The organism is bacterium, from assembly GCA_021372775.1.
Classification (GTDB): Bacteria; Acidobacteriota; Polarisedimenticolia; order J045; family J045; genus JAJFTU01.
On record JAJFTU010000275.1, the window covers coordinates 1 to 11210 of the forward strand.

The 11210-nt window shown below is 72.7% G+C and carries 11 protein-coding genes; all 11 read right to left on the reverse strand.

Going from position 1 to position 11210, the window contains the following annotated elements; all coding sequences use genetic code 11:
- Nucleotides 1–740, reverse strand: a 740-nt coding sequence (locus LLG88_09645; GenBank protein MCE5247166.1) for a 50S ribosomal protein L11 methyltransferase, incomplete at its 3' end; no start/stop codon positions are given.
- Nucleotides 730–1878: a molecular chaperone DnaJ gene (gene dnaJ, locus LLG88_09650; GenBank protein MCE5247167.1), complete on the reverse strand. Its 1149-nt coding sequence runs from the start codon at nucleotides 1876–1878 to the stop codon at nucleotides 730–732. The genes LLG88_09645 and dnaJ, both read right to left, overlap by 11 nt.
- 97 nt (nucleotides 1879–1975) lie before the next feature.
- Complete coding sequence (dnaK, locus tag LLG88_09655; GenBank protein ID MCE5247168.1) at nucleotides 1976–3790, reverse strand: molecular chaperone DnaK; 1815 nt, start codon at nucleotides 3788–3790, stop codon at nucleotides 1976–1978.
- Nucleotides 3787–4314: a nucleotide exchange factor GrpE gene (gene grpE, locus LLG88_09660; GenBank protein MCE5247169.1), complete on the reverse strand. Its 528-nt coding sequence runs from the start codon at nucleotides 4312–4314 to the stop codon at nucleotides 3787–3789. The genes dnaK and grpE overlap by 4 nt, the downstream gene beginning before the upstream one ends.
- A complete protein-coding gene (gene hrcA / locus LLG88_09665) occupies nucleotides 4311–5399 on the reverse strand; it encodes a heat-inducible transcriptional repressor HrcA (GenBank protein ID MCE5247170.1) in 1089 nt (362 codons plus the stop codon). The genes grpE and hrcA overlap by 4 nt, the downstream gene beginning before the upstream one ends.
- Nucleotides 5400–5495: 96 nt before the next feature.
- Nucleotides 5496–6588, reverse strand: a protein-coding gene (gene prfB / locus LLG88_09670) for a peptide chain release factor 2 (GenBank protein MCE5247171.1) whose coding sequence is annotated in 2 segments (ribosomal slippage) — nucleotides 5496–6521 and nucleotides 6523–6588 — 1092 coding nt in all. Because the reading frame shifts where the segments join, the coding sequence is not laid out codon by codon here.
- Nucleotides 6581–8224 carry an apolipoprotein N-acyltransferase gene (gene lnt, locus LLG88_09675; GenBank protein ID MCE5247172.1) on the reverse strand — a complete coding sequence of 548 codons (1644 nt, stop codon included), beginning with the start codon at nucleotides 8222–8224 and terminating at the stop codon, nucleotides 6581–6583. The genes prfB and lnt overlap by 8 nt, the downstream gene beginning before the upstream one ends.
- Nucleotides 8225–8277: 53 nt before the next feature.
- Nucleotides 8278–8787 carry an SPOR domain-containing protein gene (locus tag LLG88_09680; protein MCE5247173.1) on the reverse strand — a complete coding sequence of 170 codons (510 nt, stop codon included), beginning with the start codon at nucleotides 8785–8787 and terminating at the stop codon, nucleotides 8278–8280.
- Nucleotides 8771–9808 carry a diguanylate cyclase gene (locus tag LLG88_09685; GenBank protein MCE5247174.1) on the reverse strand — a complete coding sequence of 346 codons (1038 nt, stop codon included), beginning with the start codon at nucleotides 9806–9808 and terminating at the stop codon, nucleotides 8771–8773. The genes LLG88_09680 and LLG88_09685 overlap by 17 nt, the downstream gene beginning before the upstream one ends.
- A gap of 4 nt (nucleotides 9809–9812) precedes the next feature.
- A complete protein-coding gene (locus LLG88_09690) occupies nucleotides 9813–10592 on the reverse strand; it encodes a slipin family protein (GenBank protein MCE5247175.1) in 780 nt (259 codons plus the stop codon).
- A partial coding sequence (locus LLG88_09695) for a nodulation protein NfeD (protein MCE5247176.1) occupies nucleotides 10585–11210 on the reverse strand: 626 nt, incomplete at its 5' end. The genes LLG88_09690 and LLG88_09695, both read right to left, overlap by 8 nt.

Below are 11210 nucleotides of genomic sequence, written 5' to 3' on the forward strand. Positions count from 1 at the left end.
CCCGGCTCGAGCCGCCGCGCCATCGGCCGCGCCCCGCGCACGATCGCGGTGCGGTGGATGTTGGCGACGACGAGGCCGTAGCGCGCCCCCTTCGGCACCTGCGGCCAGGAGCCGGCGGCGACCGTCACCCGCTCCCCCACGCCGTTGAGGTTGACGTTCTCCAGCGCGACGTCGAGGACGGTCGGATCGTTGTCCAGCGCGAAGACCGGCGCCGCGCCCAGCTTCGCCGCGGCGATCGCGAGGATCGCCGAACCGGTTCCGACGTCGAGCGTCGGACGCCCGGGGCGGGCGTGGCGGCCGATCAGCTCGAGGCACATCCGCGTCGTCGCGTGCTCGCCGGTGCCGAACGCCCGGCCCGGCGGCAGGACGATCGGGATCGCGTCCTCGGCCAACCCGGCGAGCTGCGCCGAGCGGTCGAGCACCACGAACCGGCCGGCGGCCAGCGGACCGCGCGGCACGAGCGTCGCCTCGAGCCATCCCGGATCGCGGATTTCCTGCGGCTCCCCGGCCTCGACGACCGCCCCCTCGAGCGCGGTCAGCAGCCGCTGCGCGGCGCGGGCCGAATCGACGTCGTCGAACCACGCCTCGAGCGAGATCCTGCCGCGCCCCGCGGCCGTCGTCTGCGCGCCGTCCCCGCCCGCGACCGCGACCAGCCCGACCGCTTCGTCCTCGAGCTCCCGCGGGAGCACGACCTTCACGCGCCGCCACGCGCCGGGCAGCACCGTCCGATCATTCGCCACCGATGAGCTCCTTCACCCGGTCGAGGATCGACTTGTCCGCGCCGTTCGTCCCGCCCCGTTCGAGGACTCGCAGCGCCTCCCAGAGCTTCCGCTCGTCCGCGCCGAGCTTCTTCGGCGCCTTGGCCACGACGTGGAGGACGTGGTCCCCCTGGCCGCGCCGGCCGAGACGCGGGACGCCCTTTCCCTTGAGGCGCATCTCGCTTCCCGGCTCCGTTCCGGCGGGGAGATCGACCGTCTCCGCGCCGTGGACCGTCTCGACGTCGAACGAGCCGCCGAGCGCGAGGTCGGAGAAGGAGACGCGCAGCTCGGAGTGGACGTCGGCGCCGTCGCGCACAAACGCCTCGTGCGGACGGACGGCGACGTCGACGTAGAGGTCGCCCGGAGGGCCGCCCATCACGCCGCCGTCCCCTTCGCCGGCCACCCGGAGACGCATCCCGTCGTCGATCCCGGCCGGAACCCGCACCGCGACCGTCCGCTCGCTCTGGACCCGTCCGGCGCCGCCGCAGTCGGCGCAGGGGCGCTCGACGGTCTGCCCCCGCCCGCCGCACCGCGGGCAGGTCTGGGCGATCTGCATGAACCCCATGCGGGAGGCGACGCGCCCCGCCCCGCGGCAGGTGCGGCAGGTCGCGAGCCCGCCGGGCGCCGCGCCGCCGCCGCTGCAGGTCTTGCAGGTTTCGCGGCGCGGCAGGCGCAACTTGACCTCCGTGCCGAAGACCGCTTCCTTGAAGTCGATCTCCAGCGCGTAGCGCAGGTCGGCGCCGCCGCGGGCCCCGGACGACGCGTTCCGCCCGCCGCCGAACATCTCGCCGCCGCCGAAGACCGAGGCGAAGAGATCCTCCAGCCCGCCGAAGCCGCCGCCGAAGATGTCCTGAAACACCGACGGATCGACGTGGCCGTAGCCGCCGTTTCCGGACACGCCCTCGACGCCGAAGCGGTCGTAGCGCGCCCGCTTGTCGGGGTCGGAGAGGACGGAATACGCTTCGTTCAGCCGCTTGAACTGCTCCTCCGCGTCCGCGCGGTCGCGGTTGCGGTCCGGATGCAGTTCGAGCGCCTTGCGCCGAAACGCTTTCTTAAGTTCCTCGGGCGAGACGTCCCGCTCGACGCCGAGGATGGCGTAGAAGTCCTTGTTGTCGTCCATCGAAGCGGAAGTTTAATCGCCGGGGCGCGGGCGCGCCGCCGTGAGCGGCGCGGCCCCGTCCCCCCGGCGCAACAGGGGCGCCGGCCGTCCCCGGCGCTCAGTGGTTCGGGTCGTACAACGCCACTTCGGCGAGGGTCCGCGAAACCTCCGACAGTTGCTCCAGCGCCGCCTGGACGACGTCGGCGTCGTCGGTCGTGAGGGCCGTCTTCGCCTGCTTGAGGATCGCCTCGATCCCCTGCTGCTGCGCCTCGGAGAGGAGCGTCGCGAACTCGCGGAACGTCTTCTCGTTGCTGGTGGTCATCCCCTCCAGCCGCGCCTTGAGCCGCACCGCCGCGATCCGCCGCCGGTCGTCCTCGGCGAACGCCTCGGCGTCGTGGATCGCCCGCTCGATCTCGATCGGCGTGAGCCCCGAGGTCGGGGTGACGACGATCTGCTGCTCCAACCCCGTGGCGAGGTCCTTCGCCGACACCGAGGCGATGCCGTTCGAGTCGATGTCGAACGAGACCTCGATCTGCGGCGTGCCGCGCGGCGCGGGCGGGATGCCGACCAGCTCGAACCGGGCGAGGCTCTTGTTCGCCCCGGCCAGTTCGCGCTCCCCCTGGAGCACGTGGATCTCGACCTTGCTCTGGTTGTCGGCGGTCGTCGTGAACACGCGGCTCCGCCGGCAGGGCACCGTGGCGCCGCGCTCGATCATCTTCACGAACGCCCCGCCGCGCGTCTCGACGCCGAGCGAGAGCGGCGTCACGTCGAGCAGGACGATCTCCTTGACGTCGCCGCGGAGGATGCCGGCCTGGATCGCCGCGCCGAGCGCCACGACCTCGTCCGGGTTGACCTGGCGGTTCGGCTCGCGGCCGAAGATCTCGCGCACCATCCGCTGCACCAGCGGCGTGCGGGTCTGCCCGCCGACGAGCAGCACGTCGGCGACGTCGCTCGGGCCGATGCCGGCCATCCGCAGCGCGTCGAGGCACGGCTTGCGGCTCCGCTCGACGAGGTCGCCGACGAGCCCTTCGAACTCGTTCCGCGAGAGCGCGCGCACGAAGTGGGCCGGGCCCTTCGGCGTCGAGGCGAGGAACGGCAGCTGGATCTCGCTCACCTCCTCGCGCGAGAGCTCGCACTTCGCCTTCTCGGCCGCCTCCTTGAGGCGCTGCAGGGCCAGACGGTCCCCGCGCGGATCGACGCCGGTCTCCTGCGCGAAGGCGTCGGCCATCCAGGCGATGATCCGCTGGTCGAAGTCCTCGCCGCCGAGGAAGGTGTCGCCGGCGGTCGCGAGGACCTCGTAGACCCCTTCCGCGAGGCGGAGGATCGAGATGTCGAACGAGCCGCCGCCGAGGTCGTAGACGGCGATGATCCGGTCCCCCGCGCCCGCGCCGACGCCGTAGGCGAGGCTGGCCGCCGTCGGCTCGTTGAGGATCCGCAGGACGTTGAGCCCCGCGATCCGCCCCGAGTCGCGCGTCGCCTGCCGCTGGCTGTCGTCGAAGTAGGCGGGGACGGTGATCACCGCGTCTTCGATCTTCTCGCCGAGGTATTCCTCCGCCGTCTCCCGCAGGTGCTGCAGGACCGCCGCGGAGACCTCCTGCGGGCTCAGCACGCGGTCGCCGCACTGCACCGCGGCGTCGCCGTTCGGCGCGCTGACGATGTGGTACGGCGCGAGCCGCGCCGCCTGGTCGACTTCCTGATCGGCCCGCTTGCGCCCGATCAGCCGCTTGATCGCGTAGAACGTCCCTTCGGGGTTGGTCGCGGCCTGCCGCTTGGCGAGCGAACCGACGAGCCGCTCGCCGCGGCGGGAGAAGGCGACGATCGAGGGAACCGTGTGGCTTCCCTCGCGCGCCGGGATGACGACCGCGTGATCCCCCTCCATCACGGCGACGACCGAGTTCGTCGTCCCCAAGTCGATCCCCACGATTCGACTCATCGACCGTTCCTCGCCGGCCCCGCGGGCCGTTCCTCGACCGAGACGCGCACCAACGCCGGCCTGACCAACTCGCCCCCCAGCATGTAGCCGGGCCGCAGCGTCTCGAGCACGGTGTTCACCGGGACGCGCGCGCTCGGCGTGATCTCGGCCGCCTCGTGGAAGCGCGGATCGAACGGCATGCCGTCCCCTTCGATCCGCTCCAGCTTGTGCGCGCGGAAGACGTCGAGCAGTCCCCGCAGCGCGATCCGCACGCCTTGCTCCAGCCGTTCGTGGTCGGGCCGCTGCCGAATGCAGTTCTCGAGCGCCTCGAGCGAGGGAAGCATCTCCTTGAGCAGCATCCGGGCGGCGGCGTGCCGCGCCAGCTCCGCCTCGGCGATCGGCGGCCGGCGGACCGGCTGCGGGCCGGTGGGCGACGCGACGGCCGGACCGGCCGGCGCGTGGCGGCGGGCCGCGCTCTCCGGCTCCTCGACGCCGACGATTTCCAGGATTTCGAACTCGGGCTCGCGGCCGCCCTCTCCGTTCACGATTCCTCCCGAGGGCGCGGCCGGCCGTTCTCGTCCAGCAACGCCGACAACGTGCGGGCGACGTGGTCGACCAGCGCCACCGCCCGCGCGTATTCCATCCGCCGGGGGCCGAGCACGCCGACCAGCCCGAACCGCTCGGACGCCGCGCGGTAGGGGCTGGCGACGAGCGCCGCCGCCGCCAGTTGGGGATCCTTGGCCTCCGAGCCGATGATCACGGTCACGCCCGGCGAGGCGAGGCAGTCGTCCAGCAGCCGCACCAGGCGCGACTTCTCTTCGATCGTCCGCAGCAGATCCTTGAGCCGCTGCACGTCGCCGAACTCGGGCGCGTCGAGCAGGCGCGAGGCGCCGTCCACGATCACCGCCCCTTCTTCCCCCGGGAACGGCGACTCGAGCAGCCGCAGCAGCAGCGCCGACGTCTCCCGCCCCAGACGTCCGGCGAACTCCTCGTCGGCGCGGAGCGACGACGCGAGGCGACGCCGCGCCTCGGGGAGCGTCAGCCCTTCCAGATGCTCGGCCAGCCGGCCGGCCGCCCGGTCGAGATCTTCCTGCGTCAGCTCCTCGTCCAGTTCGACGAAGCGGTGCAGCACGACGCCGCCGCGGGCGACGAAGACCGCGACCATGCGTCGCGGCGCGACCCGCACGAAGTCCACGTGCTCGAGCGTCGCCGCCTCGACGTCCGGCGGGACGACGACCGCCACCTGCTTGGAGAGGGCGCCGAGCAGCCGACCCGCGCGGGCGAAGACCTCCTCCGCCTGGCGCGAGGAGACGAGCATCTCCTCGATCCGGCGCGCCTCGCCCGGCGCCAGCCGTCGGCCGACGGCGAGGACGCCGTCCACGAACGTGCGGTAGCCGCGGTCCGTGGGGACGCGTCCGGCCGACGTGTGGGGTTGCTCGAGGTAGCCGCGCTCGGTCAGCTCGGCCATCAGGCTGCGGATCGTCGCCGGAGAGAGCCGTTCGGGATGGAGGCGGGCGACGCCGCGCGAACTGACCGGCGCGCCGGTGCGGACGTGCTCCCGCACGACGATCCTCAGGACCTCGAGCGATCGCTGGTCCAGCGCCGGACGAAGTTGTTCCGCGGTCAGCACGCAGTCTCTGTCGCGGCCGGCGCCCGGCCGGCCGCGGCGATCCTCCTACCGGACGTTATAGAGATCCCGGGCCGAAAAGACAAACCCCTTTCCCGTTCACTCGGCGCGGGACAGCAGGTACGCCTTCATGAACCCGGTGATGTCCCCGTTCAGCACGCGGTCGACGTCCCCCATTTCGAACGACGTCCGGTGGTCCTTGACCAGCCGGTACGGGGCGAGGACGTAACTGCGGATCTGGCTGCCGAAGTTGATCTCCATCTTCTGGCCCTGCGCCTTGGCCCGCTCGGCTTCCCGCTCCTCGACGGCCCGCTGGTAGAGGCGGGCGCGCAGGACGTGCATCGCCTTCTCGCGGTTGCGCGGCTGGCTCCGCTCGTCCTGGCAGGTGACGACGATCCCGGTCGGCAAGTGGGTCAGCCGCACCGCGCTGTCGGTGACGTTGACGTGCTGGCCGCCCGCGCCCGAGGAACGGTAGGTATCGACCCGCAGATCCTTGTCCTCGATCTTGATCTCGATCGTGTCGTCGACTTCGGGGATGACGTCCACCGCCGCGAACGACGTCTGCCGCCGGGCGTTGGCGTCGAACGGGCTGATCCGGACCAGCCGGTGGACGCCGCGTTCCGCCTTCAGCCAGCCGAACGCGTCGGGGCCGAGCACGCGCAGCGTGCCGCTCTTGATCCCCGCCCCTTCGCCGTCGAGCCGGTCGATCAGCTCGGTCTTGTAGCCGCTCCGCTCCGCCCAGAGGACGTACATCCGCAGCAGCATCTCGGCCCAGTCCTGCGCGTCCACGCCCCCCGCGCCGGAGTGGATGTCGATGATCGCGTCGTGGTGGTCCTCCTCGCCGGAGAGCATCGTCGCCACTTCGACGTCGATGATCGCCTTCTCGAGCCGGTCGAGCGTCGCGGCGAGCTCGTCGTCCACGGCTTCGCCTTCGCGGCCCAGTTCGACGAGCGCTTCGCCGTCCCCGAGCAACGCGCCGAGGTTCTTGCCGCGGTCGCGCCGCGCCGCGAGCCCCGAGCGTTGGCGGTTCAGCTCCGCCGCCTTCTGCTGGTCGTTCCAGATGCCGGAGTCGGTCAGACGCTCGTCGATTTCGGCGAGCTGCTTCTCCGCCGCGGAAGTGTCAAAGATACCCCCGCAGCGGCTCGGCCCGCTTCGTCAGCTTGCTCCAGATGTCGAGAAGGTCGTCACGCATTGTTCGGTCCTTCGCCCCGCGCCGGCGCGGGCGCGGGAACGTCGTTTGATATGTCCGGAACGGGCGCGCGCCGCGGCGCGCGGCCCAGCGCGAAACCGGCGAGAATCGCGGCGGCGGCGACTATAGCACAGGCCGTCTCGACCCCTCCGCCGACCGCCGCCCCGGGCGGGACGCCCGCGCCGAGCTCCACGTTGGCGACGATCGTGCCCCGCGCGCCGATCGGCAAGGAGGCGACGACCCGTCCGCGCCGATCGACGATCGCCGACACGCCGCTGTTCGCCGCGCGGACCATCGGCCGGCCGGTCTCCGCCGCGCGCAGCAGCACGTGCCGCAGATGCTGCGGCGGGCCGGCCGAGGCGCCGAACCACGAGTCGTTCGTCGTGTTGGCCAGGATCTGCGCCCCCCGCTCCGCGAGGTCCGCGGCGAGCGCGGGGTAGGCGCCCTCGTAGCAGACGAGCGCGCCGACCTTGGCGTGCCGCCCCGCGAGAACCACGGTGCGGTCCCCCGGCTTGAAGTCCTCGCCCATCTCCCAAGCGATGACCGGCACCCGCCCGAAGAGCGGCCGCAGCGGCAGGTACTCGCCGAACGGGACGAGCCGCCGCTTCGGCTGCACGCCGCCGAGGAGGCCGTCGGCCGAGACGAGGGCGTCGCTGTTGTGGTAGCCGCCCGCCGGCGCCGCGGTCACCGAACCGACGACCACGTCCACGCCCAGTTCGCGCGCCAGCCCTTCGATCTTCGCGCGGTAGGCCGCGTCGTCGTCGATCCGGAACGGGACCGCCGACTCGGGCCAAACGACGAACTTCGCGCCGCGCTGGGCCGCCTCGCGCGTCAGCTTCTCGTAGGCGTCCCAATGACCGAGCGGATCGCCGGCTTCGCCGAGCGACGCCTGCACCGCGGCGACCCGCAGCTCGGGGCCGCGCCCCAGCCGGTTCTGCGCCGCCTGCCCGCCGAGCGCAAGCCCGAGCATCAGCCCCGCCCAGACGCCGAGCCCGGCCAGCGCCGCGCGGCGCCGCCCGAGATAGAGCGCGGCGCAAAGCGCGGCGCCGTAAAGGAGCGCGAGCGAGAGGCCGTAGACGCCGACGACCGCGGCGACGGGCGGACCGACCGGCGACGACGCCCACGCCGCGCCGAGCGAGCCCCAGGGGAACGGGAACGGAAACGTCTCCCGCAGCGCGTCCAGGGCAAGCCAGAGCGGCGGCGCGAACGCGAGCGCGACGCCGCGGCCGCGCCGCGCGGCGATCCTTGCGACGAACCACGCCAAGGCGCCGATCAGCGTGCCGATGATCAGTCCGGCGAGAACGCAGGCCGCGACGGCGACGCCGCGGCCAAGCGAGGTGAAGTCGATCAGGACCGAGGCGAACCAGCGGCAGAGGAGCGCGGTGAAGACGCCGCCGCCGAGCAGCCCTTCGCAGAAGGCGCGCCGCGGGGCGGCGGTGACGAAGAGCGCGAAGAGCGCGCCGAGCGCCGCCGGCGCGAGCGGCCAGAAGCCGGGCGTCGGAAACGAAAGGGCCAGCGCGGCGCCGGCGAGCGGCGCCAGCGCCAGCCGCGCCGGGCCGCCGAGCCACGTCTGCCCCCACCGCGCCGCGCGCGGGGCGCGGCCGGTCGCGGGACGTCGCGAAAGGAATGGAATTTTCATCGCGGGAAGGTTAACCGCCTCCGCCCCCTCCCGCCCACCGCGCCGGGGTTTCGTCAGCGCGGCTTGACGGGGCGGCCGAGGATCCGTCCGAGCGTTCCGGCGGCGCGGTCCGCCTCGGCGCGGTTCGCGAACGGCCCGGCGACGACGCGGAACCGGGCCGTCGTTCCGGGGACGATCACGACGTTCGCCTCGAACCCCGCGCTCTTCGCCGCGGCGCGCACCCGCTCCGCGGCGTCGCGCAGCGTGTAGTCGCCGAGATCCAGTTCGAGGCCGTTCCCGCCCGCCTCGCGCGTCACCTGCCGCGAGCGGTCGAGCGACTCCGCCCCGCCGCGGTCGAAGACGTTGCCCTGCGCCCCGACGTCCTCGACCGGTCCCGGACTCTTCGGCGCGACGGCCGCCGGCGCCGCCGTCGGCGCCGCGGGACGGCGCCGCTCGGCCCGCCAGTAGAGCGCGAAGGAGAGGACCAGCGCCGCGACCAGGATCAGCAGGCCGACGAGATGCCCGAGGCGGAACTCGAACTCGACCGTCCGCCCGCCCTCGCCGCGCTCAGCGCGCCGCGGCATCGCCCGCCCCGGGCGCCGGCGCCATGCCGACCGAGTTCTTGCCGCGGAACTTCACCGCCCGCATCGCGTTGTCGGCCGCGGCGACGACCGCGCGCCCGGCCGGGCCGTGCTCCGGCCAGGCCGCGATGCCGGAGGACGCGCTGACGGCGGCCTGCACGCCGGAGGGCAGCGTGAACGGGAAGTCGGCCAGTTCGCGCCGCACGCGCTCCGCGACCTCCCGCGCCCCGTCCAGTCCCGTGCCGGGGAGGATGATCACGAACTCGTCCCCGCCGTAGCGGAACAGCTTGTCGATGCTGCGGATCGAGGCGCCGATCCGCACCGACGCCTCGTAGAGGACGCGCGACCCCGCGGCGTGGCCGTGGGCCGTGTTGACCTCCTTGAGGTTGTCCATGTCGAGGAAGATCACCGCCAGACGCCCGCCGAACCGCCGCGCCCGCTCGACTTCGTCCTCGAGCGTGTGGTCGAGGTAGCGCCGGTTGTAGCAGTCGGCGGTGTCGTCGCGGATCACCAGCTCGCGCAGCGAGGCGACGGTCCGCAGGTTGTCGAGCGCCGGCGCGGCCTCGCGCGCGAGGGCGCTTGCCTGATCCGCGGCGCCCTCGCCGAACCGCTCTCCGGCGGCCGCGACGACGAGCAGCAGACCCGAGCAGCCCCCGCCCGCGCCGAGAGGGATCAGCAGCCCGGGCCCGAGTTGTTCGCCGAGTCCGGCGGCGGCGTTCTCGGCGAGCAGCACCCGGGCCTGCTCGAGGACGGCGGGGCCGTGCGGCGCGAGATGCCAGATCAGCCCGGCGTCGAGCGTCGGCAGGTCCCGCGCCAGATCGGCCGGCTCGCGGCGCCCGACGGCGGCGACGCACTCCAGGTCCTCGCCCGAGTCGCCCAGCAGATATCCGAGCGCCCACGCTCCGCCGAGCAGGTCGAGCGCGCCCCGCGCCAATTCCTCGAGGCACCCGCGCGGATCGAGCCGCCGGGTCGCGGCGAGCGCCGCCTCGAGCAGACGCGGATCCGCGGGACGCGCGTCTCCCATCGCCTCAGTCCTCCAGCTTCTTTTTGCCGATGATCGCGCTCAACAGATCGACCGGGACCGGGAAGACGATCACGGAGTTCTTCTCCGCTCCGATCTCGGTCAGCGTCTGCAGGTAGCGCAGCTGCAGCGTCATCGAGTTCGCCGACATTTCCGTCGCGGCGGCGGTGAGCTTCGTGGCCGCCTCGAGTTCGCCGGCGGCGTGGGTGATCTTCGCCCGCTTCTCGCGCTCCGCCTCGGCTTGGCGGGCCATCGCGCGGCGCATCTCTTCCGGCAGGTCCACCTGCTTCACCTCGACCGAGGAGACCTTGATCCCCCAGACTTCGGTGTGCTTGTCGAGGATGTCGGCGAGCTGCTGGTTGAGCCGGTCGCGCTCGGCGAGCAGCCCGTCCAGCTCGACCTGTCCGAGGACCGAGCGGAGGGTGGTCTGCGAAAACTGGCTCGTGGCGTAGTTGTAGTTCTCGACGTTGACGATCGCCTGCCGCGGGTCGAAGACGCGGAAGTAAATGACGGCGTTGACCTTGACCGACACGTTGTCCCGCGTGATCACGTCCTGCGGCGGAATGTCGAGCACGACGGTCCGCAGCGAAACGCGGACCATCCGGTCGATCACCGGGATCAGGAAGAACAACCCCGGGCCGTAGTCGTGCGCGCGCAGCCGGCCGAGGCGGAAGACGACGCCCCGTTCGTACTCCGGCAGCACCCGGATCGACTGCGAGATCAGGAAGATCGCGACGATGATCAGGACGATCAGCCCCGGACCGACGGCGGTGACGAACTCAGTCATTCCCTTCTCCCTCCGGCCGCGTCCGCGGCCCTTCCGCGCCGCGCGGGGCCGCGTCGGCCCGCTCGACGACGAGAACCAGACCCTCGCTCCCCGCGACCCGGACCGGCGTCCCCCGCGGAATCGTTTCCGCGGCGCGGGCGAACCACGTTTCGCCGTGCACGAAGACCCGCCCCTCCGGCGCGAGGTCCGTCTGGGCCGTCCCCAGTTCGCCGACCAAGCCCTCGCGCCCGGTCGCCAGCGGCGCGCGCAGCGCCCGGCGGACGATCCGGGTCACGACGATCAGCGTGCCGACGAGCACCAGAAACAGCGGACCGAGCCAGACCAACGGAATGGCGAGCCCGGGAATGTCCGCCGGGAAGAGCAGAAACAGCCCCAGTCCGGTCAAGGCGACCCCCGCGATCGTCAGCAGGCCGTGCGAGACGATCTTCAGTTCGAGCACGAAAGCGACGACGCCGCAGGCGACGAGCGCCGCGGCGAAGTACCGCACCGGCAGCACCTGGCTGCCGTAGAGGAAGATCAGGAGCGCCGTCACCCCGACCACCCCGGGCAGAATCAGCCCCGGATGGGTGAATTCGACGTAGATCCCGATGATCGCGATCGTCAGCAGCAGCGCGATGA